Source organism: Neisseria weixii (assembly GCF_002327085.1).
GTDB classification, from domain to species: domain Bacteria; phylum Pseudomonadota; class Gammaproteobacteria; order Burkholderiales; family Neisseriaceae; genus Neisseria; species Neisseria weixii.
Genome location: NZ_CP023429.1, coordinates 1,023,845 through 1,048,674 on the forward strand (window position 1 = coordinate 1,023,845; position 24,830 = coordinate 1,048,674).

Sequence of the window (24,830 nt, forward strand, 5' to 3'; positions counted from 1 at the left end):
TTCCCGACGTCGGGAAATTTGGAGATGAAAAATGAACGAAATTGAAGTAGTCAATGCAGCCGATACAGGCAATCAAGCCGCCATGCGCAGCATGATGGTGATGGAACAATGGGGTAATGGAGAGGCTTATAGCGAAGAACGCTGGATTGAGCGCGGACGCCTGGCCGTGCGCCAGACAATGGAAGGCATGTTTGAGCTCGGCCGCGCGCTGATTATCTTGAAAGAACACACCGAGCATGGCCGCTTTATGGAGATTGTGAAAAGCCAGTTCGGTATCGGGCATGCGGAAACCGCCCGCCTGATGTCGGCCACGCAACGCTTCGCCACTCCGCAGATGCAGAAAGCCGCTCCGAAGTTGATGGATTTGGGCAAGTCGAAGCTGCTGGAACTGTTGGTGGAAGAAGACGTGACCTTGGTCGGCTTGGCCGAAGGCGAAGAAGTGAACGGCATGACTTTGGATGATGTTGACCGCATGACGGTGCGCGAGCTGCGGGCCGCCCTACGCGAAAGCCGAGAAACGGCGGAAGCGAAAGACAAAGTCATCGCCGATAAAAACAAAAAGGTCGACGAACTGGCGGAAAAGCTGGAGCGCAGCAAGAAAACGGTCAAAGAGCCAAAAGCGGAAGATGTCGCCAGCGAGCTGGCCATGCGCTTATCCAGCCTTGAAGTGGGTATCCGCTCGGATGTCAGCCGGCTGAAAGACCTGTTCCAGCAGATGCTGGCACACGGCGAAGCGCACGGGTTTGACCACCGCGCCAAGATGGTCGGCACGCTCAATCAGATTATTTTGGATTGCGAAACGCTGCGCGAAAACTACGCGCTGCCAACGAAAGCACCGACGGACGAAGTGCCTGAATGGCTGGCGGATGTGGGAAATACGGAGGATTGAGATGAATCCGGCATTAATCGAACGTCTGCAAGCGGTAGACCGGCAGGCGGAAAGCATGGGGCGCGGTGAGAAAAGTGCCTATTTGAAGCAGCAGGCGGCGGAATTGGGCATGAGTTTGGCCACACTCTACCGCAAGCTGGAAGCGGTGGCGGTTAAGCCCGGGCGCAAACGCCGCAGCGATGCGGGCAAGTCGGAATTGAGCCTTGATGAAGCCAAGCTGATTTCGGCGGTGCTGATGGAAGCCATGCGGCGCAACGGCAAGCGGCTGATGGCGGTGCGGCAGGCGGTGGAGATGCTGCGGGCCAACGGCAAAATCGAAGCGGTTCGGATTGATGAAGAAACCGGCGAAGTGATGCCGCTTTCGGAATCCACCATCACCCGCGCCCTGCGCGAATACAAGCTGCACCCCGACCAGCTTTTGCAGCCTGATCCTGTGAGCCGCATGAAATCGGAACATCCGAACCATTGCTGGCAAATCGACCCGAGTTTGTGTGTGTTGTATTACCTGCCGCGCCACGGCAAGGATACGGGGCTGCGGGTGATGAAGGAGGAAGAGTTCTACAAGAACAAGCCGAAAAACGTCATCAAAATCGAGCAAGACCGTGTGTGGCGTTACACCGGCACCGATCATGCCAGCGGGACAATCGTGGCACGGTATTACTTCGGCGGCGAGACCAGCGCGAATTTGTGCGATTTCTTCATCTACATGATGCAGGCCAAGCAGGACACCTTGAAAGACCCGTTTCGCGGCGTGCCACGGATGGTGATGCTCGACCCCGGCAGCGCGAATACCTCGGCGGCGTTTAAAAATCTCTGCAAATCGCTGGACGTGCATGTGCAGATTAACAAGCCGGGCAACCCACGCGCCAAGGGGCAAGTGGAAAAAGCCAACGACATCGTGGAAACGGCGTTTGAAAGCGGCCTGCGCTTCACCGCAGTAAACGACATCGACCAGCTCAACGGCTTGGCGGAACGCTGGATGCGCTACTACAACGGTACGCAAATCCACAGCCGTCACGGTATGACCCGCTATCAGGCGTGGAACAAAATCAAGGCCGAGCAGCTGATACTGCCGCCTCCTGCCGATTACTGCCGAGAACTGGCGGTAAGCGCACCGAAAGAAGCGAAAGTGTCACCCGATTTGGAAATCCGCTTCGGCGGCCGCGTGTACAACGTGAAGGACATCAAGGGCGTGTTGGTCGGTCAGAAACTGCTGGTGGCCAAAAACCCTTGGGAAACCGACGGCGCACGGGTGGCGACGTTTGATTCAGACGGCCATGAAACATGGGTGGCCGTGCCTGAAGTGGTGTTTGACGAGATGGGTTTCCGCGCAGATGCGGCGCTTATCGGAGCGGAATACAAGGCGCAGGGTGAAACGGCGGCGCAGCAGCACGCGAAAGAGCTGGACAAGCTGGCGATGGGCACGGACACGCTGGAACAGGCGGCGGCCAAACGCAAAGGCAAGGCGGTGCCCTTCGGCGGCGAACTCGACCCCTACAAGCATCAGGAAGACACGCTGGCCGCACGCAACACGCTCTATATCGAGCGGCAGGGTTCGCAGATGGATTACAACCGCATGGAAGTGGCCGAGCAGGTGTTGAACAAGGTGGAAGTGGCCAAGCTGCTGAAGCCGCGTATCGAAGCCGCAGGCGGCGAGTGGACACCTTCTATGATGGCCAAACTGGGCAGGCTTTATCCGGATGGCGTGGCCGCCAGCCAGTTGGAAGCGGTATTTAACCAGCTGAAAACGGCAGGCCGTCTGAAATTACACAAAACCGCTTAGACCAAATGCGACGACATCGTCACATTTGGCGGAGGAAACGATGAAGCAGGATTTTCAGAAAATCGGCAAATCCTACGCAACCGCCGCTGCCGAAATCGGCTGCAGCAAGCCCATGCTGGTGGCGGTGGTGAACCACGGGAATTGGCCGAAAAAAGGCGCAGACGAGCTGCGCGGGAAGTTGAAACAGTATTTTGAAACAAATGGTGCGGATATTCCCGCTGGCCTGAGAAACGAGCCGGAAGCCGCACCTGCCCACCCTAACGAAAGCGAGGACAAAGAGATGTTATTACGAAAAGCAACCCTGACACAAGCCGCCAAGCAGCACTTCGGCATTTTTAAAGACCCTTTTAACGACGAAATCCAGTCTGCCGATGATGTGTACATGACACCGGATGTGCGTTATGTGCGCGAGGCGATGTTTCAGACGGCCTGCCACGGTGGTTTTGTGGCGGTGGTCGGCGAAAGCGGCGCGGGCAAATCCACCCTGCGCGAAGACCTGCAGGACCGCATCAACCGCGAAGGCCGCCAAATCATCATGATCGAGCCTTATGTGCTGGCGATGGAGGACAACGACCAGAAAGGCAAAACCTTGAAAGCGGTGCATATTGCCGAAGCGATTTTGGCAGCGGTTGCGCCCAACGTATCGCCCAAACGCAGCCCCGAGGCGCGTTTCGCCCAAATCCACCGCGCCCTGACCGAGAGCGCAAAAGCGGGCAACAAACACGTTTTAATCATCGAAGAAGCGCACGGCCTGCCGCTGCCGACCCTGAAGCACCTGAAACGCTTTTTTGAGCTGAAATCGGGCTTTGAACGCCTGCTGGGAATTGTGTTAATCGGCCAAACGGAATTGGCGCAAAAGCTCTCGGAAAACAACCCAAGTGTGCGTGAAGTGGTGCAACGCTGCGAAGTGGTGACACTGATGCCGCTGACTGACGGCAAGCTGGAAGGCTATCTGAAACACAAGTTTGCCCGCACCGGAGCGGACTTGACCAAAGTGATGGACGAGAGCGCGATTGATGCGGTGGCCGAACGCCTGACTGTTAAAAGCCGCACGGCCAAAGGCACGGAAATGAACAGTCTGCTGTATCCGCTGGCGGTCAATAACTTAGTCAGCGCGGCCATGAATCAGGCGGCAGAACTGGGGTTTGATGTGGTAGATGGCGATGTGGTGCGGGGTGTGTGATGAGCGCGAAACGTTTAATGATTGCTTATGTAGTTTTATTGGCGGTAGCACTGACAGCCATGTTGCAGAGCTGCCAAAACCAACCGGCACATGCTGCCGATGCCCAAGCCGCCGACCAAGCGTGGGAAGCGGCCTACGGCGGCATGAGTGAGACGGAATTGGCCAAAGCGGTGGTATTGGAGCCGGTGGGAGGTGTGCAATGAAAGTGGAACGTGATTACAGCAACATCAAAGCCAAAGTATGGCGCGAACGCTCAGGCTTTTTATGCTGCGAGCTGAGCACTTTGAACGATAAATTTATCCTGCTGATGGTTTCGGCGGACAAAACCGAAGACGAAGCGGACTTGGTTCAGACGGCCTTGAACTGTTTGAGCATGAAAGATTTGGCCTTGGCAGGCAGAAAGGCGGCGTGAGATGGATGTAAAACAGTTAATTCAACTGCAAAGAAAGATTGAAAAAGCAGTTTGGGATTTTGACGACAAAATGAGAGCTTATTTCCCGCCGGAGGCCTTTCAACGGCTAATTTGGGAAAGCCATCCGCAAGGGTTTGTCTTTGAATGGATGGGGATGCAGCCTGTATTCGAACAGTTTCTAAAAGATAAATATCCTGATGTTTCCGCTGAGTTGGAAGCGGCATTTAAAAGTTTTGAGGAACTGTCATGAAAGTACGCTGCCCTGCCTGCGGTGCCAGCATGAGCTTGGATGTGCTGATTACCCATCAAGAAGCGCGTGAAGCCCTGATTTCGCTGGCCAAAATTTCCGAAGAGCCGCTGATTGCGCTGCTGCGCTACCTGACTTTGTTCAGGCCGTCTGAAAAGGATTTGAGTTTTAACAGGGTTTCAAAGCTTTTGGGCGAGTTAATCCCGATGATACAGGCCGGAGAGATTACGCGTAACCGCAAAACCTATCCTGCACCGCGCGAGGCTTGGGTTTGGGCGGCAGAAAAATGTGTTGAGGCACGCAATGCAGGCCGTCTGAAAACACCGTTGACCACGCACGGCTTTTTGTTGGAAAACATCACGTTTTGGACACCCGGGAAAACAGCGGCAACAACGGTACGTCCAACCTCAGCAGACGGCATAGCGGTGGCCGGCCACCACCCCCCGTCCGAGCCGCAAAGCAAGCTGCGCGACGGTGTGGGCAACTTAATGGAGTGGGCAAATGGAGGCTCAAAATGACTGGTTGAAAACAGAAATAGCCAAAGGATTCATGCTGCTCTCGGCCTTAAACCTCAAAGGCCGTCCGGCGGCGAAAGACCTGACAGCGGTTGCCGAAGTCTGGTACGGCCTGTTGAACAAACAGGAATGGCAGCCGCAACGCGATACAGCGCGTTTTCAGACGGCCTTTGAGACCATCGCCGCCACACAGACCGAATGGCCGAACCCGGCCGATTTTGTGAAGTTGCTGCCGCCGATACCCGTAAAGATGGTGCAGAAACTGGAGAAGAAACACGTTACCACGGAATACGGCAAGGCGCAGATAGAGATTTTGAAACGGCATTTTGCCGGACTGAAAACCAAAAAAGCACCGTGTATGAACCGCGACTGGATACACGGCCCGCGCCACCGGACGGTGGATGAATGCAAACGGATTTATGCCGCAAGGCAGAAAGGAAAAGAGAATGACTGATTTAAGCCAATACCGCCAAGATGCCAAGGGCAATTTAGTAGCTTTGGCCAATATCAAAGAAATCGACCTGCTGCGCGACGAGCTGGTCATGGAGATTGCCGGTAAAGCCGCTGCCGTACAGTCAACCGTTGCCGATTTCAAACGCACCGCGATGGATGACATCGCCGCGTTTGTGCAGCTTTCCGCCGACCGCTACGATGTGAAGCTGGGCGGAAAGAAAGGCAACATCACGCTGCACAGCTTTGACGGCAGCTACCGCGTGAATCTGGCCATGCAGGACACACTGGTATTTGACGAAGGGCTGGCAGCGGCCAAAGCCTTAATCGACGAGTGCATCAACGAATGGACGGAAGGCAGCCGCAGCGAGCTGAAAACGCTGATTAACGCGGCGTTTCAAGTAGACAAAGAAGGCAATATCTCCACCGCCCGCGTACTCGGTCTGCGCCGCTTGGAAATCAAAGACGAGAAATGGCATCGGGCGATGGACGCTTTGAGCGACAGTCTGCAGGTGCATATCAGCAAACCGTTTGTGCGGGTGTACCGCCGAGCCGAAAACGGCGAATATGCGTTGATTAACTTGGATATTGCGAAGGTGTGATGATGACTGACCCAAGGGAATTGCCTACTGAAAAAACAGCGGTAATAGACATAGAACTTCGTTCCGACAGCGGCTATACCTGTCAGATATTAGGACAGAGAATCAGCCCGAGACAATGGGCAATGATTAGCGAAATTCTGCATAGAAAAGATATTTAACCCGCGCGGCACGGCCTGCCGCATTTTAATACAGGAGCAGTAACATGACTAAATCAGAATTGGTAGCAGCATTGCAGGAAAAGTATGTATGGGACAAAAAACGCGCAGAAATGGCCGCTGAAGGCGTGACCGAACTCATCACGGGCGAACTCGCCGCAGGCAAGGATGTGGCGATTCACGGCTTCGGTACGTTTACCGTTACCCAACGCGCCGAACGTCAAGGCCGCAACCCGAAAACAGGCGAAGCCCTGACCATTCCGGCTGGCAAGGCAGTTAAGTTCAAGGCTGCCAAGCCGTTGCGCGAAGCGGTGGACAAGTAGGCTTCACGCCAAAGGCCGTCTGAAAAATTTCAGACGGCCTTTTTTATTTGCCAACGACATGGAGAGCAGATAGAATAAAACCTAATTGATTGATTTTACGCTAAAAATGAAACACCGTTTCACATTATGAAACAGAAAGGATTGGGATGGAAACCTCCGAACAGAAAAAACAGCGTTTAATCCGCCTGATCCATGTGGCGAAAACGCAGTTGATGATGGCCGACAGCGATTACCGTGCGCTGTTGGCCAATATCTCGTGCGGCAAAACCAGCAGTACGAAGCTGGGCATTGCCGAACTTGAGCTGGTATTACGCGCGATGAAGGCGAAAGGCTTTGTGGTCACAACCAAACAAAACAGCACGGCAAAGCCGGACATCAAGGTGCGCCCGGCGCACAAGGCCGTTGAGGCGCAAATTAAGAAAATACGCGCATTGTGGCTGGAACTGCACCAAATGGGCGAAGTGCGCAGCGCGTCGGAATTGAGCTTGGCCAAGTTTATGAAACGCATGACGGGTGTGGATTACCACGGCTGGTTGGACAGCGACAACGCAAGCAAGGTGATTGAATATTTGAAGAAATGGCAAAAACGGGCGGAAAGGAAAACGGGGGTGGCAAGTGGCTGATGAAAGAGTACCGGAGCTGGTGGCCGATTTGGAAGACCAAACCGCCGCCTGCTTAATGAGCGAACTGAAAATCGACCGCCGGCAGGCCGCAAGCGTGGCGAAAAAAGTGGCGCGGCACATTACCGGCAACTGGGGCGGTCAGTTGATTTATATCCCGAAAAACCTGCTCGGCCAAATCTCCGAGCGAGACGAACAGCTTTATAAAGAGTTTGACGGCCGCAATCATGCCCAATTGAGCCGCAAATACAATCTGACGGTGCAGCAGGTTTACCGCATCGTCAAAGAAGTTGGCTTGCGCGAGCGGGCGAAAAAGCAGGCGGATTTGTTTGCATAACGGCGGATGAAATCAGAATAGCGGTCAGGTTTTGTCCTGACCGCTTTTATATTGCGTTTCTCCGCTCGGTCGGGGTTTGCCTACCCTAAGAGTGAAACGCGCCAAAAACGCCGTTTTTGCGCCTTTTTTAAAAACCAAGTTTTAACCCGCATTAAAAGCCGTTTCAGACGGCCTTTGCCAAAATAGCCTCATCAATCCGATGGGGCTTTTTTTATGTCCAAACTTTTTGAAATTTTCAAGGCCGGCACGCGCACCGACAACAACGGCCGCACGGTAACGATTACCGAGGCTGATGTGGCAGAGGCGGCTGCGGCTTATGACCCTGCGCTGCATGAAGCACCGCTGGTCATCGGCCACCCGAAAACCGACGCACCGGCCTACGGCTGGGTGGGCAGCCTGAAAGCCGACGGCGGCGTGCTCTCTGCCGACTTTGCCCAAATGGACGACGACTTTGTCGGCTTGGTACAAAGCGGCCGCTACAAAAAGGTGTCGGCCAGCTTCTACCCGCCCGACAGCCCGAGCAACCCCAAGCCCGGCTTTTGGTATCTGCGCCATGTCGGTTTTTTGGGTGCACAGCCGCCTGCGGTGAAAGGCTTGTCGGCCATCAACTTTGCCGAAGACGAACAGTTTGTTGAATTTTCGGAAGCCGCACACGGCTATTCGGCAGGCCTGTTCCGCAGATTGCGCGAATTTCTGATTGAGAAATTCGGCATTGAGGAAGCGGATAAAGCCGTACCGGGCTGGCAGATTGATTCGATTGAAGAAGCGGCCAAGTGGAAAGACCCGATTTCAGAACCGGCATTCGCCGACCCGATTAATCCCGATATGAAACCCAACCATGATGAAAAGGAGACCCCTATGTCGCCCGAAGAACAGTTGGCAGCCGAAAAAGCCGCCCGCGAAGCCGCCGAGAAGAAAGCAGCCGCTGCGGAAGCGGAGCTGAAAAAGCTGCAAGACGAGCAGGAGAAAGACCTGCGCGCTGGTGCGCACCAGCAGAATGCCGAATTTGCCGAAGGCTTGGTAAAGGAAGGCCGTCTGAAACCGGCCGATAAAGACTTGGTGGTGCAAGTGCTGGACTTTGCCGAATACCCGGAACACACCACCGCCGATTTCGGCGAAGGCAGCGCGAAAAAGCCGTTGGCCGAAGCCCTGCGTGCGTTTTTGGGTGCGGTACTGACCAAGCAGAATTTGGGCGGTACGTTTGCCCAAGGCCGCCCGGCAATGGATTTTGCCGAGGGCATGAGCCATCACGAGCGTGCGCTGGCGTATCAGCAGGCAAACCATTGCAGCTACGAAGAGGCGGCGCGCCGTACTGCGCAAGATTAACCCTGTATTAAAAAGGAAACACAATGAGCAAGCATTTAGCAGCATTGCGCGAAAAAGACGAAGTGCTGACCCATTTGGCGGTCGGCTACCGTCAGGCCGGTTTTGTCGGCGAACAAATCGCGCCGGAAGTTTTTGCCGAAAAAGAAGGCATCAAGGTGCCGGTGTACGGCAAAGGCTCGTTTGTCGAATATGAGACCGAACGTGCGGTCGGTGCGGCCAGTAACGTCATCACGCTGGACCGCGGCAAAACCATGCCGGTGGTGTTGGAAGAACACGATTTGGCGGCAGGTGTGGACTACCGCGAGCAGCACGAAAGCCGCCACGACGAGAAAGCCAAGGCCACGCGCCGCGTCACCGCCGGCATCCAGTTGAAGCAGGAGCTGGAAATTGCGCGCCTGATCCAAGACAAAACGGTTTACCAGTCCGGCCATACCGAAGATTTGTCTGCTGCTGCCGAAAAACAGTGGACACATGAAAAAGCCGACGTGCAGGAAGCCCTTGAAACCGCCAAAGAGAAGGTGCGTGCTGCCTGCGGCATCCGTCCTAATATTCTGGTGGTAGGTGCGCAGGTGCTGAGCAAACTGCGTATGAACGAAGGTTTGCGCAGCAACCTTTCCGGCAACGACCGCAAAGTACTGCTGAACATCGAAATTCTGAAAAACCTGCTCGATGTCGAAGACATCATCGTGGGTGAGGCGGTGTACACCGAGGGTAGCGGCAAGAGTACCAAAGATGTATGGGGCAACTTTGCCAGCCTGATTGTGCGCCCGACCATTGTTTCAGACGGCAACGACGAAGGCCAGACCGCCTTTGCCTACACCTTCCGCCGCCGCGGTATGCCGGTTGTCGACCGCTACGACGGCGTGGGCGGCAAAGTGGAATATGTGCGCTACACCGACATCCGCAAAGCGGCGGTGGTCGGCGGCGCGTGCGGCTATCTGTTCCAGAACCCGATTGCTTAAATGCGACGACATCGTCGCTTTTGAAGGCCGTCTGAAAGCCTTTCAGACGGCCTTAGGAGAAAAACATGGCTAAACAAACCAAACAGGTGGTCTTAACCACCACCGTCAAAACCACCGGCAAAGTGGTGGAAAACCGCTTTGTGACCTACACCGGCAAACAGGCCAAGACCGATGAAGCCGTGCTGGGCGTGGCGGCTTATGATGCCGACGAGAACGAACTGCTGGCGGTTGATGTGGTCGGCATTGCGCTGGTGGAAGCGGGCGGCCAAGTGGCCGCAGGTGCGGCGGTGTCGGCCGATGCGCAGGGTTGTGCGGTGGCCGGTACGCAAAATGCGGCAGGTACGGCGGTCACAGCTGCGGCAGCCGCAGGCGACTTTATCCGCGTATTGCTGAAAGGTTAATCATGGCGAAGAAAGTGTATATCGCGGAAACCGCGCTGATTTTGCAGAACGAAGACGGGGAGGATTTCCGCGTCGAGCCGGGCGAAACCGTCGAACTGACGGCCGACCAGTATCAAGACGTGGCCGCGCATGTGGTAGTGGCGGAAATTTCAGACGAAGTCGCTCAGCCTGACAGCGAAACACCGCCGGAAGTAACGCCGTCTGAAACCGAACCGCAATCCGAAACCAAGCCTGCCCGCGGGCGCGGCAGCAAGAAGGAAGCGTAATGCGCTATATCACGCGCGATGATTTGGCGGCGGCGGTGAGCATGGCGGAGCTGGTGCAGCTGAGTAACGACCAGATGAGCAACTACGGCATGGAGGAACCCGACTGGAACGTGGTTGACCGCGCCATCGTCTATGCCTCGGAACTCATCGACGGCCATATCAGCGGCCGCTACGCGCTGCCGTTGGTGCCGATGCCGGGTATTCTGCCGCAGCTGGCCACCGACATTGCGCGGTTTTGGCTGCATCAGCGGCGCGTCAATGCGGCGGAGTTTCCGAAGCCCGTTCAGACGGCCTACGACAATGCCCTCAAGATGCTGGCAAACATCCGAGACGGCAAAATCCACCTCGGCATCCGCGAGGTGGAAGAGCCGACGGGGCAGCTCCAGCCCGAGCGCGGTGCCTACCGCGTGCGCGGCGGCGGCAAGATGAATTTGGAGGGCTACTGATGGCGGCCACCGTACCGATTCTGCAAGCCGTGGTTGGGTGGCTGCAAGACGAACTGCCCGATGCCGAAGTGCGGCTGTTTCCAGACAATCCTGCCGGTTATCGCTTTCTACACCCGAAAGGCGCGGTGTTGGTGGGTTATCAAGGCAGCAAGTTTGGCAGCATCGAGCAGCTGGGCAATATCTCGCAGCAGCGTGTGATGACCCTGCATTTAACCGTGTTCGGGCGCGGTCTGCACCACGACGGCGCGGCGCTGGATTTGCTCGACCGTCTGCGTTTGGCCATTGTGGGTTTCAAGCCGCCGCACTGTCTGCCCTGCCATTTAATCAGCGAGCAGTTTGCCGGAGAGGATGGCGGCGCGTGGCAATACAGTCTGCTGGTGCAGACGGAAACCCATCAGGTGCAGCAATGCCGCGAACCGGCCAAACCGACTTTTACGGCAGCCCGTTACCGCCGTTCCGACCAAGATTTAGAACCCGATTTAAAACCCAAGGAGTAAGATATGGCAGCAGCCTACCACCACGGCACGGAAACCATCCGCATCGACGGCGGCTCCGTCCCCGTTTACACCGTCGACGGCGCGATTACCGCCATCGTCGGCACCGCCCCCACGGGCGCGGTCAACGAACTGACCGTGTGCCAAACCAAAAAAGACTTTGCCGCGTTCGGCGGCGAGCTGACCGGCAAGGGCTTCACGCTGCCCGATGCGGCGCATATCTGGACGCGCTACGGCTCGGGCGTGGCCTATGTGATTAACGTGTGCGACCCGGCCAAACACAAAACCCGCGTGACCAACGAAGTATTGACGGTCGACAGCGATACCCTGACCGCCCACACCGCAAAACCCGCCTTGTTGGACGGCTACCGCCTGACCGACGGCGCGGCCGCGCTGACCGAAGGGCAGCACTACACCATCAACACGCTTACGGGCGAGATTGTGTACAAAACCAAACCCATCGCCCCGAAAATCACTTACGACCATGTCGACCCGACAAAGGTTACCGAAGCCGACATCCTCGGCGCGTATGTGGCCGCCACGGGCAAACGAACCGGCTTGGAGTTGCTGACCGAAGGCTTCAACCGCTTCGGTGCCGATGCCAAAATCCTCATCGTGCCCGAGTTTGACAAAACCGCCACCTGTGCGGCAGCGATGGTGGCCACGGCCGGCAAACTCAATGCCGTTGCCTACATCAATGCGCCGAAAGGCACATCGCTGAGTAAGGCTTTGGAAGGACGCGGGCCGAACGGCAGCATCAACTTCAACACCTCGTCCGACCGCGCGCAGCTGTTTTATCCCCACGTAGTCGGCCTGCTCGGTTTGGAACATCTGGCCACCCACGCCGCCGGCCTGCGCATGAAAACCGACGTGAAGCAAGGTTACTGGTGGAGCATCTCAAACAAAGAGCTGCTGGGCGTAACGGGGCTGGAAGTGGGTTTGACCGCCCGCGCCGACGACCCGCAAAGCGAAACCAACCGCCTGAACGAAAAAGGCATCACCACCGTATTCAATTCATACGGCACGGGCTACCGCCTGTGGGGCAACCGCTTGGCCTGTTTCCCGACCGTTTCCCACATCAAAAACTTCGAAGTGGCGCAGCGCACGGGCGATTTGATTGACGAATCCATCCGTCGCGCCGAGCTGCAATACGTTGACCGCCCGATTGACGACGCACTCATCGAAAGTCTGGTCGAAACCGTGCGCACCTATTTGGGCACGCTGCCGAGTATCGTCGGCTTTGAAGTGGGTTTGGACTACGACTACGACCTGCCCGATGCGTTCAGTAAAGGGCAAGTCCCCATCAAATATGACTACACGCCCAAGCTGCCGGCCGAGCGCATCACCAATACCAGCGTAATGACGCGCAAATACTTGGTCAACCTTGCCTCCGGCAACAGCAATTAAGGAGCTGACACATGAGCGATTACATCCGCGCGATTTACAACGCCAACGTTTACGTTGACGGCAACAGCCTGTTGGGCAAGGCATCCGAAGTCAAACTGCCTGATTTTGAAATCAGCCAGGACGAACACAAAGGCTTGGGCTTGTTTGCCACCATCAAGCTGCCATCGGGTGCCGAAGCCTTGGAAGGCGAAATCACTTGGAACAGTCTGTACCCCGAAGTGGCCGAAAAACTCTACAACCCTTTCCGCGGTGCGCAACTGATGGTGCGTGCCAACCAGCAGATTCACAACGCGGCGGGTTTGGTCAAGGAAGTGCCGGTGGTCACGTTTTTAACCGTGCTGCCGAGCAAAAACGGCTTGGGCACGTTCAAACCGAAAGAGAAATCGGAACACAACACCACCTATCAGGCCACCGAAATCCGCCAAGTCATCGACGGCCGCGAAGTGCTGTATTTCAACGCCTTCAAGAATGTTTACCGCGTCGGCGGCAAAGACGTGCTCTCGCAGATGCGTAAAAACATCGGCGCGTAGGTTTTAAGACGTATTAAAAGCCGTGGTCGACGGCCTTTGACAAAATCGCTGTATCTCCCGCAGATACAGCGGTTTTTTATTGTATTGAACTCTTAAAAAGGATTGAAACATGAACGAAGCACAGAAACTGCAAGAAGGCTTGGGCGCAACCCAAACCGTGAAGCTGAAATATCCGGCGCGCTTGGCGACGGGGCAGACCTTGACCGAATTAACACTGCGTCGCCCGAAAGTCGGCGATATTCGTGCCGCCGCGCATTTGAATACGGATGCAGAACAAGAGCTGTTTATTTTCGCCCGCCTGACAGGCTTGGTGCCTGAAGATTTAGATGCGCTTGATTTTGCTGATTACAAAGAAGTCCAGCGCGTCTTTCGACTCATGCAGGAAAGTGAGTAATAGAAGGTCGTCTGAAAAAACGACGGTTGAAGAAGCGGTTTCTCAATTGACCGCTGCCTGTGCCGATATGGCTTGGTGGTACGGCTGGTCGCTACAAGCTATCGATAATCTGACTTTGGACGATTTTGAAGCCTTTCAGAAAGAAGCAACCCGCCAAATGAAGGCGGGTTTCAGAAAAGGCGTTTAGTTTGGTGCGGCGCGGAATTTGTACCAAGTGAGCAGCCCGGAAACCATGCCTCCGAGCAGAAAGCCTATGCCCGCACAAAACGGCGATGCCAGACAGGTGGCAAACATACCGAGAAAAATACCGAAAACCGCAGATGTAACAGGGGTTTCAAAGGTAAACAGGCCGATAAAGACATAACTGAAAACAATCAGACACAGAATGCTGCCGAACAAAAATCCGAACATATTCATTCCGTCTGTGAAAAAGTCCAGTTTGTTTTCTTGGTTCTCGTTCATTCCCTGATTCCTTGTTGCGTTTGCTTTGATGTTAAAGATAGGGTTTTGAAATGTCAAGTGAATTAGCGGTCAGCGTACTTATCGGGGCATCGGTTCGTGCCGGATTTGCTACGGTTTTCGGCCGCGCCAAAAATACGGTTAAGGAACTTGGCGGCGAAATCCAAAAAACGCGTGCCACGCAGGAAAAGCTAGGCAAAAGCATTGCCAAAGGCGTAGCGACGGGACGCTCCGGTTTGGGTGTTTTGCGGGAACGTTATGACCTGCTGGGCAAAGCCATCGAAAAGGCAGGAGTTGCACAAGGTCGTCTAAATAAAGCCATCAAAGCGCAGGAGTCGTCAAAACAGCGACGAGCCGACATCCGTGCCGAAATGGCCGAAGCAGGCGGCCATGCCGCTGTTGCAGCCGCACCGATTATCGCGTCCGTAAAAAAATTTATGGCGCAGGAAAACGCATCGGCCGATCTGAAAATCGCCATGATGCGCAATGACGGCAGCTTCGGCAAATTCAAGGAAATCGACCGCCTTACAACCGAATGGGGCGCGGCTCTGCCCGGCAATAAAACCGACTTCTCAAAAATGGCACTCGGCTTGAAAAGCCAAGGCATTTCCGACGACACGATTATCAACGGCGGCGGTTTGGCTACAGCCCAGTTGAACGTGGTCATGGACATTCCGATTGCCGACGGCAGCTTTTTCGCCAAAAACATGGAAGCCCACGGAATCAAGGAAAGCGAACTGCTGAAGTCCGCCGACCTGACCCAGCGTGCCTATTTTGCAGCGGGTTTGAAAAAAGAAGATATGTTCGAGGCCATGAAGTATTACGCAGGCAAGGCAAATACTTTGGGCTATACAGGGCTTGAGCATCAAAAAAGAATTTATGCCGTAGAAGGGATGGCGGCCACCAAAGGCATAGAAGGTTCGCAGTTTGGTACTAATTTTAGTACTTTCTTAGGCAATTTGTCCAAAGGTGTCGGCAATATGGAGTATGCCGACAAAGGGCGTAAAGGCGACCTACGCCGTATGATGGAATCTGTCGGCGCAAAATTCGACTTTTTCAACCCTGATGGTTCAATTAAGGACTTGCGTACCATTACGGGTATTTTGGAATCTGAGTTTGCCAAAATCAAAGCCAAATACGGCGAAAAAGGCGTAATGGACATTTCCAACGCCATGTTCGGTTCGGAAGGAGGCAGGGTTGCCGATATCCTGATTCAAAGCGGTATCAAAGGCTTTGATGAAATGATAGCCAAAATGGATGCACAGGCATCGTTGTCCGACAGAATCAAAGTCAAAACCAGCACGTTGTCGTCAGCTTTGGAATCATTGGGCGGCGCGGCGGAAAATACAGCAGCCGTATTCGGCAGCGTATTCGGCGCAGACATCAAATCGGCCGCCCAAACTTTGCAGGGTTTGGTAGAAAACGGCTTGCAGCCGTTCTTGGAGCACAACAAAGAAACCATCAAATGGGTGGTCGGTCTGGCGGCGGGCTTCTTTGCAGCCAAGTTGGGCATTCTGGCACTTGCTTATGGAGCCTCGATGTTTCTGATGCCGTTTCGGGCATTGACCACATCAGCGTTCAAAGCGCAAGCGGCTTTCCGTCTGTTCCAATTGATGCGGCTCGGACAAATCGGTAAAGGCGTGATGGTATTACGCATGTTCGGTATGTCGGCGGCTTCGGCCGCAAAAATGGCCGGATTGCTGGGTAAAGGATTCGGTCTGCTCAAAACCGTATTTTCCGTATTCAGTAGCGGCGTAATGACAACCATCCGCTTCCTGCCTATGCTGGCTTCAGGTTTTCTCAAACTCGGCATGGCGCTGATGGCCAACCCCATTTTCCTCGCACTCGGTTTACTGGCCGCAGCCGCCTATTTGCTTTACACCAACTGGGAAGGCGTGGTCGGCGGAGCCAAGGCACTGTGGCAGGATTTGGGCAACTTCTTCGGCAGTCTGTGGACATCGGTTACGACTGCATTTCAGACGGCATGGAGCGGTCTGACCACATGGTTTTCGGTGGTTTGGCTCAACATCACAACGTTGCTGTCGGCGGTGTGGGAGAGCATCAAAACCACGGTATCGACCGCGTGGGAAAGTATCAAGGCCTTTTTCTCGACCGGCATTGCCGCGCTCTTAAACCTGATCCTGACCTTCTCGCCGGTTACCGCCTTTATGACGGCCTTCCAATCGGTATGGACTTGGTTGTCGGGCTTGGGGGCGACCTTTATGAGCTACGGCGGCATGATGATAGACGGGCTGGTCAACGGCATTACGGCAGGTATCGGCCGCGTGGTCGGTGCGGTGCAGAACGTGGTGTCGATGGCCAAATCCGCATTTACCTCCGACCGCAAAGGCATGGGCATCCACTCGCCCAGCCGTGTGTTCCAAGGCTACGGCGGCTTTATGACCGAGGGTCTGGCCATCGGTATCCGCCGCACGGCGGCACGTCCCGTACAGGCCGTCGGCGCATGGGTAGGCCGTCTGAAAGAGCGTTTCGGCAGCCGTGTGGGCAGTCTGCGTGCCGATTTGGCCGCATGCATTTCAAGCAGCGTCGCAGATTTTGCCTCGGCGCGCACACAACAGGCGCAGGCGGCTGCGGGAGCAGGCGGCATTACCGTGAACTTTAACCCGACCATCCATGCCCCGGGCGGCGATCCTGCGCAAATTCATACGGCCTTGCAGATGGGCTTGCGCGAATTTGAAACGCTGTTTCAGCGCATGATGGCCGACCGCGAACGGAGGGCTTACTGATGTATGCACAATTGGGCGATATTCGCTTCGAGCTGCTGCAGAGTTTCAGCAGCTTGGAAGCTACCTACACGGCGAAGTTTGCCAAGCACGAAGTACTGGCGGGACGGCCACGTTTGCAGGCTTTGGAGAACGAGCTGACCGAGCTGCGTTTCTCGCTGAAGCTGCATTGGCTGCTGGGCAATCCCGACACGGCCTACAAGGGGCTGCTGGCGGCATTGGAGGTGAAACAGGCGGTATCGCTGGTTTACGGCAGCGGCCGCTTTGCGGGCTGGTGGGTAATTGAGCGGCTGACCGAGCGCACACTGATACAGGACGCGCAAGGCCGCACGGCCGCGCGCGAATTGGATGTGGAGCTGACCGAGTTTGTCGGTGACCCGAACAATCCGCTGCCCACCCCTGCCGTGATGGGCGGCAAACAGAATCCGCTGCTGTCGCTCTTGCCCGAATCGGTACAGGCGCAAGCAGACGAAGTGATGAAAGCCGTGGAAACGGGCGTGAAAATCTACCGTGCGGCGGAAAGCGGCCTAGATGAGATGCAATCGCTGCTGACGGCGGCCAAAACCTTGAAACACGACCCTGCCGCGCTGTTGAACCTTGCCGGAGACGCTTTTGGCTCGGGAAGCGGCGTGTTGGCCAAACTGAACGGCCTGCCCGAAGTGACCGCCGTGTTGGGCGATTTGTCGGGCGCGGCGCAGATGGCCGAACAACTCGGCCAAACCGGAACGCTGCTGGGCGGTACGGTGGCCGGATTAAGGAGCGGCATTGAGGGCGGCACGGTCGGTAGCTGGCTGGATGCGGCGGTGTCGGGTGTCGAATCGGCGGCCGGTGTGGTGCAGAATGCTTCTGCCGCTGCCGAAACGCTGACCGGCCTGCTGGCCGCAAGGAGAGAGGTATGAGTGCGGTTTTACACCACACCACGCGCGCGGGCGACCGCTGGGATTTGATTGCCCACAAGCATTACGGCAATGCGCTGATGATTGATGGGCTGATTGCGGCCAATCCGCACCTGCCCCTAGCCGAAGAATTTTCAGACGGCCTGACCGTGTTTGTGCCGGTGTTGGAAAGCAAGCCGAAAAACAGTCAGGCGGATATGCCGCCTTGGTTGCGGAGGGATAAATAATGGACGTTTTGGGCGCATTTTTGCAGCAGGCGGGTTTGGTTTCGGCCAACGTCCACCCCGTTACCCAACCCGATTTCCTGCTGGCTTACGAGCAACAGGACATTACCGCCGACATCAAACCCTATCTGCTGTCGCTGACCTACACCGATTATCTGGGCGGCCAGTCAGACGAATTACAGGTGGATTTCGAAGACACCGACGGCCGATGGCTCTCCGGCTGGTATCCCGAACAGGGCGACGCGCTGAACCTGTCTCTGGGCGACCAGTTCACGGGCTTGGTGGATTTGGGCAGCTTTGAGATTGCCGAAATCGAGTACAGCCATCCGCCAAGCGTGGTGTCGCTGAAAGCCTTGTCCACAGGGATTACCAAAGCCAACCGCACCCTGCAGGCCAAAGCCTATGAAAAAACCACGTTGGCCAAAATCGTGCGCATGGTGTCAGGCCGTCTGAAACTGAAAGTGGACGGTGAGTGTGAACATATTGAAATCGAACGCGTGACCCAGTATCAGGAGCGCGACATCGAGTTTTTGGCACGCTTGGCCAAACAATACGGCCACACCTTCAAAATCGCCGGCGACACTTTGGTGTTTATGAGTAATGCGAAGCTGGCCGAACGCGAACCCGCGGCCGAGCTGCTGCCTGCCGACATGATCCGCGTGCGGCTGCGCGATTTGATTAAAGGCGTGCCGGGCAAGGCGGTGGTAACGGGTTACGACCCGAAAACCAAAAAAAGCCATGAAACCGAGCGTAAAGCCCGCCCGCGCCGCCCGAACGCCAAACGCGGCACATCGGGCGACACGCTCAAAATCATCCCCAACAAAGGCGAGAGCCAAGCGCAGACCAATGCCCGCGCCGATGCTGCTTTGGCCGATGCGCAGGATGAGCAATGCGCCGGCAATGTGACCGTGGTCGGCAACGCCAAGCTGGTGGCCGGGCAAGTCGTTATGCTGAAAAGCCACGGCAAATTCAGCGGCCGCTATATGGTCAAGCAGGCACGCCACAGCTATGACCGCATGAGCGGCTACACAACCGATTTGGAAATCAAAATGCTGGAATACATTCCCGAAACCGGACAGGAGGCAGGCAATGCTGCAAACCCATGATTTCACCGCCACCATGCAGTTCGGCATTGTGGCCGCGGTCGATGAAGCGGCGCACAACCTGCGCGTGCGGCTGCCCGCGCTGGAAAACCTGGAAACCGACTGGCTGCCGATGATTACCCCTGCGGCAGGCGGTAATCAGTTTTACAGTCTGCCCGACGAGGGCGAGCTGGTGGTATGCCTCTTGGACGCGCGTGGCGAAACGGGCTGTGTGGTCGGTGCTATTTACAATGCGGTTGACAAACCGCCCGCGGCCGACAAAGACAAATGGGTGCGCCGGTTTAAAAACGGCACGGTTATCGAACATGACCGCCAAACGGGTGACGTGCTGGTTAAAACGCAAGGTGTGGTAACGATTGATGCCGATGCTGTAGTGAAAAAAACGCTGACCGTTAACGGCCTGTTTACCTATACCGCCGGTATGTCGGGCAAAGGCGGCAGCGGAGCGGCAGCAAAAATTGACGGTGCCATCGAAGCCACGGGCGACATCAAGTCCAAAGGCATCAGCCTGCCCGACCACCATCACGACGGCGACAGCGGCGGCAAAACCGGAAAGCCCGAGTAGTTTTAATCCGCATTAAAAGCCGTTTCAGACGGCCTTACCTACAATCCCTGTATCCACCAACGATACAGGGGTTTTTTCATGGAGTTTTCCACGCCTGTTTCCAAACACTGGCAGCTTGCCCAAGGCGGCAGCGGGCTGTCTCAGGGTGTGGACGACATCGACCTGTGTATCCACACCATTTTGTCCACCCGCAAAGGTTCGGACGTGACCCGTCCCGATTTCGGCAGCAACCATTTCGACTGGATTGACGCGCCGGAAGACGTGTTTGTTCCCAACGCCGTGCGCGAGGTGGTGCTGGCCGTTCAGACGTGGGAAAAACGTGTGCTGGTGGACAACGTAACCTTTTCGGGCAACGCGCCGCACATCACGATGACCGTGCATTGGCGCGTGGCCGATGACGTGGCAGGCGAGATTTACGCCACGCAAGTGATTTTGGAGCAGGCAGCATGGATTTAGCAAAACTCAAACGTGCCCACGTGAAGGTGGTGGACGACGATTTGGCCAAAGTGCTGGCCGAAACCATCGCCGACTACGAACAGCGCAGCGGCAAGACCTTACAGCCCGCACACATTGAGCGGCTGCTGATTAATACCTATGCCTACCGGGAAACATTGGTGCGCCAGTCGCTCAATGAAGCCTACCGCCAGCAGCACCCGCGCTTTGCCACGGGCTTGATGCTGGATTTGTGCGGCGACGACGTGAATACGCCGCGTCTGCTCGCGTCGGCCGCCCGCTGCACCATCCGTTTTACCGCCGATTTGAGCGGTGTTCAGACGGCCTATATCCCCGTCGGTACGCAGGTGGCCGCGGGCGAAGTGGTGTTTGCCACCACCGAAGCGGCCGAACTCTCGGCTGCACGCAAACAGGCCGACTTGCAGGCCGTCTGTACGCAAAGCGGCGCGGCGGGCAACGGCTGGGCGGCAGGCCAAATCAGCAACCTGCTGACTGCGTTTTCAGACGGCCTGAACGTCAAGGCCGTCAATATCAGCGTACCTTCGGGCGGTACGGATGTCGAAACCGACGATGCCTACCGCGAGCGTATCCTGCTTGCGCCGGAGAGCTTTTCGGTAGCCGGGCCGGTGGGCGCATACGAGTATTTCGCGCGCCGCGTGAACCCGGCCATCTGCGATGTCCATGTGGACAATAAAAAAACCGCCTCGGGCGAGCCGATAGGCGGGCAGGTGCAGGTAACGGTGCTGACCAAAAACGGCCTGCCCTCGGAAGAGCTGCTGCGCGAAGTGGCCAAAGCCCTGAGCCACGAACGCGTGCGGCCGCTGTGCGACACCGTGACCGTATCGGCACCGACGGCGGTGGATTACGCACTCGATGCCGAGCTGGTGCTGTTTACGGGGATTAATCCTGCCGAAGCCGTGGCCGCTGCCGAAGCGGCGTGGGCGGCCTATGAAGCCGCTCGGCGCGAACAACTGGGCAGGGATATTGTGCCGCTGGACATTCAGACGGCCTTAAAGGTGGCGGGTGTGTACAACGTGGTGCTGCACAACCTGCCGCTTAAGGTGGTGGCCGCCAATCAGTGGGCGCGCAGCACCTCGGTGCGCATCCGCGCCGCCGCCCAAACGGTGGAGGGTTAAAACATGGCCAAACTGAGCTATGCGGCGGTGATTGAGCGCGACCAACGCTACAAAATGCTGGCCGATTTGGGCTTGCGGCTGAACGACACCGATGCCGTCAAGTTGATGCCGCGCCTTATCCATCTGGTCGTACCCGAGCATTTGGAGCTGTTGGCCGAGAGCCGCAGCATCTTGGGGCAGACGGCTACTGGCTGGCCGAATCCGACCAGATGCGCCGCCGCCTGATTAAGGGCGCATACGGGCTGCACCGGCATAAGGGCACACCGTGGGCAATCCGCGAAATCGTGCGGCGGCTGGGCTTCGGCGAAGTGCAGATTATCGAAGGCATGGGCAACAAGCGGCACGATGGCGAAATCACGCGCGACGGTCGCTATGCCCACGGTCACAGCGACCGCTGGGCGCATTACCGCATCATCATGAACAACGTGATTACCAACGATCAAGCCGCGCTGCTGCGCCATACCCTGAGAGCCTTCGCGCCGGCACGCTGCGTACTGGCCGCGCTCGACTATCAGGCCAGCGCATTGAGACACAACGGCCGCGCCAAACGCGGCGGCCAATTCAACAGAGGAACCGCATGACATGGCAAATCTAGTAGAAACCAGCCGCTGGGAAGCAGGCATTTACCAGCTCGAAACCTCCGACCCCGTGATGGGCGGCCCCAACGGCATCGACAACCGCCAGCCCCGCGAGTTGGCCAACCGTACCTTATGGCTCAAAAACGAAATCGCCAAAGCCGTGCAAAGCATCGGAAGCAACAAAACTGCCGCCGACCAAGCCATTGCACTCAAGGCCAACGCCGCCACGCTGTTTACTGCCGGCGCAGGTCTGACAGGCGGCGGGTCGCTGGCGGCCAACCGCAGTTTTGCGCTGGCCACACCGTCCACGCTCAACGGCAGCACCACCAACTGGGCAGGTAACGGCGCAACCGGCCACACCCACGAGCTGGCCAAAGCCACGCCTACCGTGGCGGGCGTAGCCAAACTGGTGAATACGCTAGATGTATCCGCTACCGATGCCGCGCTGACGGCGGCAATGGGCAAAAAACTGCAAGACGAAAAGCTCGGCAACAGCGGCAACCAAACCATCACGAACGGCACATTGACCGTCGGCAAATCAAACGAATGGGCAGCCGTCAGAATCCCTTCCGGCGCGGGTGTGTGGGAAATCGAAACCAATCCCAATCTGCCGCCGCCACCGAAGGCAGTATCAGAATGGGGTTTAAGTTCGTCGAAAGCGGCCAGTCTGCCAAAGGCATCATCATGCCCGCGCTGTCGACCGGTTATGAAACGGTGGCTTATCAAAGCTGGGTGAATGAAAAAATCGCCCATCTGGACAACGGCAAAGTGCCGTCAGTCGCTTACAACTACTCGATAAGAAACTCAACCGACTACAGTAAAAGCGGCTTTTATCGGGCAAATGGTAATGAATTGGATGGAAAAAGATTGCCATGGATGGAAATGCACATTTCCCACCCGGAGCAGAGTGAAAACCAATACGGGCGCGGCATCGGTTTTTCCTACGGCCCGAGTTTCGACCTCGTTACCACCGCATGGGACGCACAGGGCGTGTATCAGGGCATGAAAAAAATCCTCACCGAAGAAAACGGCGTCATGAAAAACGGCGACACGATGACGGGTTTCTTGACTTTTGCCAAACAGCCTTGGCCGAAAATACAGCTGGCCTCAAATAAAGGGGGCAAGCCCTGCTGGTTGAGAGCGGCGGCACCGCAGGTACGCACTGCTTTATCATCAGGAATCATGAAGATGGTGAGGTAAGAAATGGCAATATCGTCAGATTCAATCTGCCTGACAAAACCGGCACGCATACGCTGGCAACGACGGGCGACCTTGAGGCCTTGTCCCGTGTCGACCTGACCGGCAACCAAACCGTCGGCGGCCAAAAAACCTTTGCCGCACGCACCCACTTTTCAGACGGCCTTACCATCAGTGCCGCCAATACCGGCCAGTCCGCCGAGTTCCGGCGCGGCGCGGCCGACTGGTATTGGGGCAACCCCATTTCGCGCAAGGCTTTGCAACTCAAAGACAACGGCGATTTGGCCTACCAAAACCAAAAAATCTACCACGAGGGCAACAAACCGGCATGGAACGATATCCAGAATAAGCCTGATGTAGCCACGCGCGGTACTACGCTGGCACACTACGGAATTACCGATTCCGTGACCGCTGCCGATTTCCAATGGGCTAACGTCAAAACAGGTACGATAATGTATTTTGCCGGCGGTCAAGCTCCGCACGGCTGGCTGGCTGCCAACGGCGCAGCAGTGAACCGCACGACATTTCCGCATCTGTTTGCGATAATCGGCACCCGTTACGGCGCGGGCGACGGACGCACCACCTTCAACCTGCCCGATTTGCGCGGCGAGTTCGTGCGCGGCTGGGATGCGGGGCGCAATGTCGATGCAGGCCGTGCACTCGGAAGCTGGCAGCAAGACGAGTTCCGCAGCCACCACCATATTTATCGGCGCGGCCACCTGACAAACTCGGTGCCTTGGGAGCACCGCGAGGCAAGCCGTGATGGCAGCGCGGCCACGTATGACGGTGACGGCCGCTTTGATGACGGCGGCGACCGCGTGACCACATCTGCCTCAGGCGGCGTGGAAACCCGCCCCCGCAATATCGCACTTTTGGCCATTATCAAAGCATAAGGCCGTCTGAAAATATCTGAAAGGAAAACCGAATGACCCAAAATATCCAATGGCAAAAACCCGTCTGCCAACTCGATTCAGACGGCATCTATCTGCACCAAACCATGGCCGATCTTGACGTGTACACCAAAGACGGCGGCTACATTATCCCCGGCGGCTGCATCGACACCGTGCCGCCCGAGGCGCGCGAAGGCCACGCCGCCAAATGGAACGGCAGCGGCTGGGACTACCTGCCCGATTTGCGCGGCCAAACCGCCTACCGCACCGACAGCGGCGAAACCGTGCTGATTGACCGCATCGGCGCACTTTCAGACGGCTTGACCCTTGAGCCGCGCCCCGGCGAAGCGCACGAATGGCGAAACGGTGCATGGGCGGAAAACCCCGAACGCGCCGCCGAGCTAAAGGCGCAGGAGCTGGAGCGGGCAAAAGCCGCCAAACTGGCCGAAATCAACCGCGCAGCGCAAGCGTTTGTCGCCCGCGCCGCCGAGTTGGACAAAACGCCCGAGTTCGAAGTGGCCACATGGCCGCTGCAGGCCGCTGAAGCGCAGGCATGGAGCCGCGACAAAGCCGCCTCCACGCCCGTTTTGGCCATCACCGCCGCCGCCCGCGGTCTGGATTTGGACAAGCTTCGCGCCGCCGCCCTGCGCAAGGCCGACGCCTACACGGCGCTGACCGCGCACGTTGCCGGGCAGCGTCAGGCTTTGGCCGACAAGCTGGAAAAGGCCAAAACGGCCAGGGCGGTGGAAGCGATAGCCGTGTCCTACGCCATGCTCGCCTGATTTTTAATGCGCATTAAATGTGCGTTTTCTTGCCAAGCCTTACCATCCCTGCATGTTGTTG

At 56.6% G+C, this 24,830-nt stretch carries 34 protein-coding genes and 1 pseudogene; 34 read left to right on the forward strand and 1 reads right to left on the reverse strand.

What is annotated here, in order from left to right:
- The first annotated feature begins 31 nt into the window (after nt 1-31).
- The 22 genes from CGZ65_RS05235 to CGZ65_RS13925 all read left to right on the forward strand — a co-directional run bounded on the left by CGZ65_RS05235 (nt 32) and on the right by CGZ65_RS13925 (nt 13,929).
- Complete coding sequence (locus tag CGZ65_RS05235; protein ID WP_096295086.1) at nt 32-889, forward strand: DUF3102 domain-containing protein; 858 nt, start codon at nt 32-34, stop codon at nt 887-889.
- A gap of 1 nt (nt 890) precedes the next feature.
- Nucleotides 891-2,672, forward strand: a complete 1,782-nt coding sequence (locus tag CGZ65_RS05240) for a DDE-type integrase/transposase/recombinase (protein ID WP_096295087.1) — start codon at nt 891-893, stop codon at nt 2,670-2,672.
- A gap of 40 nt (nt 2,673-2,712) precedes the next feature.
- Nucleotides 2,713-3,855, forward strand: a complete 1,143-nt coding sequence (locus CGZ65_RS05245) for an ExeA family protein (RefSeq protein ID WP_096295088.1) — start codon at nt 2,713-2,715, stop codon at nt 3,853-3,855.
- Nucleotides 3,855-4,058: a hypothetical protein gene (locus CGZ65_RS05250; RefSeq protein WP_096295089.1), complete on the forward strand. Its 204-nt coding sequence runs from the start codon at nt 3,855-3,857 to the stop codon at nt 4,056-4,058. Before CGZ65_RS05245 ends, CGZ65_RS05250 begins: the two co-directional genes overlap by 1 nt.
- A complete protein-coding gene (locus CGZ65_RS05255; RefSeq protein WP_096295090.1) occupies nt 4,055-4,267 on the forward strand; it encodes a hypothetical protein in 213 nt (70 codons plus the stop codon). Before CGZ65_RS05250 ends, CGZ65_RS05255 begins: the two co-directional genes overlap by 4 nt.
- 1 nt (nt 4,268) lies before the next feature.
- On the forward strand, nt 4,269-4,517 hold the full coding sequence (locus tag CGZ65_RS05260; protein WP_096295091.1) for a hypothetical protein: 249 nt from the start codon (nt 4,269-4,271) through the stop codon (nt 4,515-4,517).
- Entirely contained in the window at nt 4,514-5,032 is a 519-nt protein-coding gene (locus CGZ65_RS05265; RefSeq protein WP_096295092.1) for a hypothetical protein, read from the forward strand. Before CGZ65_RS05260 ends, CGZ65_RS05265 begins: the two co-directional genes overlap by 4 nt.
- Nucleotides 5,016-5,483 carry a hypothetical protein gene (locus CGZ65_RS05270; RefSeq protein ID WP_096295093.1) on the forward strand — a complete coding sequence of 156 codons (468 nt, stop codon included), beginning with the start codon at nt 5,016-5,018 and terminating at the stop codon, nt 5,481-5,483. The genes CGZ65_RS05265 and CGZ65_RS05270 overlap by 17 nt, the downstream gene beginning before the upstream one ends.
- Entirely contained in the window at nt 5,476-6,081 is a 606-nt protein-coding gene (locus tag CGZ65_RS05275; RefSeq protein WP_198345349.1) for a DUF3164 family protein, read from the forward strand. The genes CGZ65_RS05270 and CGZ65_RS05275 overlap by 8 nt, the downstream gene beginning before the upstream one ends.
- Before the next feature lie 202 nt (nt 6,082-6,283).
- On the forward strand, nt 6,284-6,559 hold the full coding sequence (locus tag CGZ65_RS05280; RefSeq protein ID WP_096295095.1) for an HU family DNA-binding protein: 276 nt from the start codon (nt 6,284-6,286) through the stop codon (nt 6,557-6,559).
- 146 nt (nt 6,560-6,705) lie between these two features.
- The gene (locus CGZ65_RS05285) at nt 6,706-7,182 is read left to right on the forward strand and encodes a gp16 family protein (RefSeq protein ID WP_096295096.1); all 477 of its coding nucleotides are present in this window, start codon (nt 6,706-6,708) and stop codon (nt 7,180-7,182) included.
- Nucleotides 7,175-7,516: a Mor transcription activator family protein gene (locus tag CGZ65_RS05290; protein ID WP_096295097.1), complete on the forward strand. Its 342-nt coding sequence runs from the start codon at nt 7,175-7,177 to the stop codon at nt 7,514-7,516. The genes CGZ65_RS05285 and CGZ65_RS05290 overlap by 8 nt, the downstream gene beginning before the upstream one ends.
- A 213-nt stretch (nt 7,517-7,729) precedes the next feature.
- On the forward strand, nt 7,730-8,842 hold the full coding sequence (locus CGZ65_RS05295) for a 2-oxoacid:acceptor oxidoreductase (protein ID WP_096295098.1): 1,113 nt from the start codon (nt 7,730-7,732) through the stop codon (nt 8,840-8,842).
- 23 nt (nt 8,843-8,865) lie between these two features.
- Nucleotides 8,866-9,804: a hypothetical protein gene (locus CGZ65_RS05300; RefSeq protein ID WP_096295099.1), complete on the forward strand. Its 939-nt coding sequence runs from the start codon at nt 8,866-8,868 to the stop codon at nt 9,802-9,804.
- A 65-nt stretch (nt 9,805-9,869) separates the two neighbouring features.
- Nucleotides 9,870-10,205, forward strand: coding sequence for a capsid cement protein (locus CGZ65_RS05305; RefSeq protein ID WP_096295100.1), 336 nt, complete (start codon nt 9,870-9,872; stop codon nt 10,203-10,205).
- A 2-nt stretch (nt 10,206-10,207) separates the two neighbouring features.
- On the forward strand, nt 10,208-10,471 hold the full coding sequence (locus tag CGZ65_RS05310) for a hypothetical protein (RefSeq protein WP_096295101.1): 264 nt from the start codon (nt 10,208-10,210) through the stop codon (nt 10,469-10,471).
- The gene (locus tag CGZ65_RS05315) at nt 10,471-10,917 is read left to right on the forward strand and encodes a gp436 family protein (protein WP_096295102.1); all 447 of its coding nucleotides are present in this window, start codon (nt 10,471-10,473) and stop codon (nt 10,915-10,917) included. Before CGZ65_RS05310 ends, CGZ65_RS05315 begins: the two co-directional genes overlap by 1 nt.
- Complete coding sequence (locus CGZ65_RS05320) at nt 10,917-11,414, forward strand: Gp37 family protein (protein ID WP_096295103.1); 498 nt, start codon at nt 10,917-10,919, stop codon at nt 11,412-11,414. The genes CGZ65_RS05315 and CGZ65_RS05320 overlap by 1 nt, the downstream gene beginning before the upstream one ends.
- A gap of 3 nt (nt 11,415-11,417) precedes the next feature.
- A complete protein-coding gene (locus CGZ65_RS05325) occupies nt 11,418-12,818 on the forward strand; it encodes a phage tail sheath family protein (RefSeq protein WP_096295104.1) in 1,401 nt (466 codons plus the stop codon).
- Between the two features lie 11 nt (nt 12,819-12,829).
- Nucleotides 12,830-13,348, forward strand: a complete 519-nt coding sequence (locus tag CGZ65_RS05330) for a phage major tail tube protein (RefSeq protein WP_096295105.1) — start codon at nt 12,830-12,832, stop codon at nt 13,346-13,348.
- Between the two features lie 109 nt (nt 13,349-13,457).
- Complete coding sequence (locus tag CGZ65_RS05335) at nt 13,458-13,742, forward strand: phage tail assembly protein (protein ID WP_096295106.1); 285 nt, start codon at nt 13,458-13,460, stop codon at nt 13,740-13,742.
- Nucleotides 13,735-13,929 (forward strand): GpE family phage tail protein, encoded by a 195-nt coding sequence (locus CGZ65_RS13925; protein WP_232507545.1) that lies wholly within the window; start codon nt 13,735-13,737, stop codon nt 13,927-13,929. The genes CGZ65_RS05335 and CGZ65_RS13925 overlap by 8 nt, the downstream gene beginning before the upstream one ends.
- Here CGZ65_RS13925 and CGZ65_RS05340 read toward each other — a convergent pair.
- Nucleotides 13,926-14,204: a hypothetical protein gene (locus tag CGZ65_RS05340; protein WP_096295107.1), complete on the reverse strand. Its 279-nt coding sequence runs from the start codon at nt 14,202-14,204 to the stop codon at nt 13,926-13,928. The two genes, CGZ65_RS13925 and CGZ65_RS05340, sit on opposite strands and share 4 nt — an antisense overlap.
- Nucleotides 14,205-14,254: 50 nt before the next feature.
- Between CGZ65_RS05340 and CGZ65_RS05345 the strand changes: the two genes are divergently transcribed.
- The 12 genes and pseudogenes from CGZ65_RS05345 to CGZ65_RS05400 all read left to right on the forward strand — a co-directional run bounded on the left by CGZ65_RS05345 (nt 14,255) and on the right by CGZ65_RS05400 (nt 24,769).
- Nucleotides 14,255-16,948 (forward strand): phage tail tape measure protein, encoded by a 2,694-nt coding sequence (locus CGZ65_RS05345; protein ID WP_096295108.1) that lies wholly within the window; start codon nt 14,255-14,257, stop codon nt 16,946-16,948.
- The gene (locus CGZ65_RS05350; RefSeq protein ID WP_096295109.1) at nt 16,948-17,844 is read left to right on the forward strand and encodes a phage tail protein; all 897 of its coding nucleotides are present in this window, start codon (nt 16,948-16,950) and stop codon (nt 17,842-17,844) included. Before CGZ65_RS05345 ends, CGZ65_RS05350 begins: the two co-directional genes overlap by 1 nt.
- A complete protein-coding gene (locus CGZ65_RS05355) occupies nt 17,841-18,068 on the forward strand; it encodes a tail protein X (protein WP_096295110.1) in 228 nt (75 codons plus the stop codon). The genes CGZ65_RS05350 and CGZ65_RS05355 overlap by 4 nt, the downstream gene beginning before the upstream one ends.
- Entirely contained in the window at nt 18,068-19,171 is a 1,104-nt protein-coding gene (locus tag CGZ65_RS05360; protein ID WP_096295111.1) for a phage late control D family protein, read from the forward strand. Before CGZ65_RS05355 ends, CGZ65_RS05360 begins: the two co-directional genes overlap by 1 nt.
- Nucleotides 19,155-19,733: a phage baseplate assembly protein V gene (locus CGZ65_RS05365; protein WP_198345269.1), complete on the forward strand. Its 579-nt coding sequence runs from the start codon at nt 19,155-19,157 to the stop codon at nt 19,731-19,733. Before CGZ65_RS05360 ends, CGZ65_RS05365 begins: the two co-directional genes overlap by 17 nt.
- Before the next feature lie 78 nt (nt 19,734-19,811).
- Entirely contained in the window at nt 19,812-20,189 is a 378-nt protein-coding gene (locus CGZ65_RS05370) for a GPW/gp25 family protein (RefSeq protein ID WP_096295112.1), read from the forward strand.
- Complete coding sequence (locus tag CGZ65_RS05375) at nt 20,180-21,322, forward strand: baseplate assembly protein (protein WP_096295113.1); 1,143 nt, start codon at nt 20,180-20,182, stop codon at nt 21,320-21,322. Before CGZ65_RS05370 ends, CGZ65_RS05375 begins: the two co-directional genes overlap by 10 nt.
- A 3-nt stretch (nt 21,323-21,325) precedes the next feature.
- A pseudogene (locus tag CGZ65_RS14890) lies at nt 21,326-21,903 on the forward strand (phage tail protein).
- A 1-nt stretch (nt 21,904) separates the two neighbouring features.
- The gene (locus CGZ65_RS13215; RefSeq protein WP_198345268.1) at nt 21,905-22,636 is read left to right on the forward strand and encodes a hypothetical protein; all 732 of its coding nucleotides are present in this window, start codon (nt 21,905-21,907) and stop codon (nt 22,634-22,636) included.
- On the forward strand, nt 22,585-23,100 hold the full coding sequence (locus CGZ65_RS05390; RefSeq protein WP_096295114.1) for a hypothetical protein: 516 nt from the start codon (nt 22,585-22,587) through the stop codon (nt 23,098-23,100). Before CGZ65_RS13215 ends, CGZ65_RS05390 begins: the two co-directional genes overlap by 52 nt.
- 80 nt (nt 23,101-23,180) lie before the next feature.
- Nucleotides 23,181-23,990: a phage tail protein gene (locus tag CGZ65_RS05395; protein WP_096295115.1), complete on the forward strand. Its 810-nt coding sequence runs from the start codon at nt 23,181-23,183 to the stop codon at nt 23,988-23,990.
- 32 nt (nt 23,991-24,022) lie between these two features.
- Nucleotides 24,023-24,769 carry a hypothetical protein gene (locus CGZ65_RS05400; protein WP_096295116.1) on the forward strand — a complete coding sequence of 249 codons (747 nt, stop codon included), beginning with the start codon at nt 24,023-24,025 and terminating at the stop codon, nt 24,767-24,769.
- Nucleotides 24,770-24,830: the final 61 nt, after the last annotated feature.

Excerpts from the sequence above, each read along its gene's own strand:
- CGZ65_RS05235 (WP_096295086.1), top strand. The coding sequence starts at position 32 with ATGAACGAAATTGAAGTAGTCAATGCAGCCGATACAGGCAATCAAGCC.
- CGZ65_RS05240 (WP_096295087.1), top strand. The coding sequence starts at position 891 with ATGAATCCGGCATTAATCGAACGTCTGCAAGCGGTAGACCGGCAGGCG.
- CGZ65_RS05245 (WP_096295088.1), top strand. The coding sequence starts at position 2,713 with ATGAAGCAGGATTTTCAGAAAATCGGCAAATCCTACGCAACCGCCGCT.
- CGZ65_RS05250 (WP_096295089.1), top strand. The coding sequence starts at position 3,855 with ATGAGCGCGAAACGTTTAATGATTGCTTATGTAGTTTTATTGGCGGTA.
- CGZ65_RS05255 (WP_096295090.1), top strand. The coding sequence starts at position 4,055 with ATGAAAGTGGAACGTGATTACAGCAACATCAAAGCCAAAGTATGGCGC.
- CGZ65_RS05260 (WP_096295091.1), top strand. The coding sequence starts at position 4,269 with ATGGATGTAAAACAGTTAATTCAACTGCAAAGAAAGATTGAAAAAGCA.
- CGZ65_RS05265 (WP_096295092.1), top strand. The coding sequence starts at position 4,514 with ATGAAAGTACGCTGCCCTGCCTGCGGTGCCAGCATGAGCTTGGATGTG.
- CGZ65_RS05270 (WP_096295093.1), top strand. The coding sequence starts at position 5,016 with ATGGAGGCTCAAAATGACTGGTTGAAAACAGAAATAGCCAAAGGATTC.
- CGZ65_RS05275 (WP_198345349.1), top strand. The coding sequence starts at position 5,476 with ATGACTGATTTAAGCCAATACCGCCAAGATGCCAAGGGCAATTTAGTA.
- CGZ65_RS05280 (WP_096295095.1), top strand. The coding sequence starts at position 6,284 with ATGACTAAATCAGAATTGGTAGCAGCATTGCAGGAAAAGTATGTATGG.
- CGZ65_RS05285 (WP_096295096.1), top strand. The coding sequence starts at position 6,706 with ATGGAAACCTCCGAACAGAAAAAACAGCGTTTAATCCGCCTGATCCAT.
- CGZ65_RS05295 (WP_096295098.1), top strand. The coding sequence starts at position 7,730 with ATGTCCAAACTTTTTGAAATTTTCAAGGCCGGCACGCGCACCGACAAC.
- CGZ65_RS05300 (WP_096295099.1), top strand. The coding sequence starts at position 8,866 with ATGAGCAAGCATTTAGCAGCATTGCGCGAAAAAGACGAAGTGCTGACC.
- CGZ65_RS05305 (WP_096295100.1), top strand. The coding sequence starts at position 9,870 with ATGGCTAAACAAACCAAACAGGTGGTCTTAACCACCACCGTCAAAACC.
- CGZ65_RS05310 (WP_096295101.1), top strand. The coding sequence starts at position 10,208 with ATGGCGAAGAAAGTGTATATCGCGGAAACCGCGCTGATTTTGCAGAAC.
- CGZ65_RS05315 (WP_096295102.1), top strand. The coding sequence starts at position 10,471 with ATGCGCTATATCACGCGCGATGATTTGGCGGCGGCGGTGAGCATGGCG.
- CGZ65_RS05320 (WP_096295103.1), top strand. The coding sequence starts at position 10,917 with ATGGCGGCCACCGTACCGATTCTGCAAGCCGTGGTTGGGTGGCTGCAA.
- CGZ65_RS05325 (WP_096295104.1), top strand. The coding sequence starts at position 11,418 with ATGGCAGCAGCCTACCACCACGGCACGGAAACCATCCGCATCGACGGC.
- CGZ65_RS05330 (WP_096295105.1), top strand. The coding sequence starts at position 12,830 with ATGAGCGATTACATCCGCGCGATTTACAACGCCAACGTTTACGTTGAC.
- CGZ65_RS05335 (WP_096295106.1), top strand. The coding sequence starts at position 13,458 with ATGAACGAAGCACAGAAACTGCAAGAAGGCTTGGGCGCAACCCAAACC.
- CGZ65_RS05340 (WP_096295107.1), bottom strand. The coding sequence starts at position 14,204 with ATGAACGAGAACCAAGAAAACAAACTGGACTTTTTCACAGACGGAATG.
- CGZ65_RS05345 (WP_096295108.1), top strand. The coding sequence starts at position 14,255 with ATGTCAAGTGAATTAGCGGTCAGCGTACTTATCGGGGCATCGGTTCGT.
- CGZ65_RS05350 (WP_096295109.1), top strand. The coding sequence starts at position 16,948 with ATGTATGCACAATTGGGCGATATTCGCTTCGAGCTGCTGCAGAGTTTC.
- CGZ65_RS05355 (WP_096295110.1), top strand. The coding sequence starts at position 17,841 with ATGAGTGCGGTTTTACACCACACCACGCGCGCGGGCGACCGCTGGGAT.
- CGZ65_RS05360 (WP_096295111.1), top strand. The coding sequence starts at position 18,068 with ATGGACGTTTTGGGCGCATTTTTGCAGCAGGCGGGTTTGGTTTCGGCC.
- CGZ65_RS05365 (WP_198345269.1), top strand. The coding sequence starts at position 19,155 with ATGCTGCAAACCCATGATTTCACCGCCACCATGCAGTTCGGCATTGTG.
- CGZ65_RS05370 (WP_096295112.1), top strand. The coding sequence starts at position 19,812 with ATGGAGTTTTCCACGCCTGTTTCCAAACACTGGCAGCTTGCCCAAGGC.
- CGZ65_RS05375 (WP_096295113.1), top strand. The coding sequence starts at position 20,180 with ATGGATTTAGCAAAACTCAAACGTGCCCACGTGAAGGTGGTGGACGAC.
- CGZ65_RS13215 (WP_198345268.1), top strand. The coding sequence starts at position 21,905 with ATGGCAAATCTAGTAGAAACCAGCCGCTGGGAAGCAGGCATTTACCAG.
- CGZ65_RS05390 (WP_096295114.1), top strand. The coding sequence starts at position 22,585 with ATGCCCGCGCTGTCGACCGGTTATGAAACGGTGGCTTATCAAAGCTGG.
- CGZ65_RS05400 (WP_096295116.1), top strand. The coding sequence starts at position 24,023 with ATGACCCAAAATATCCAATGGCAAAAACCCGTCTGCCAACTCGATTCA.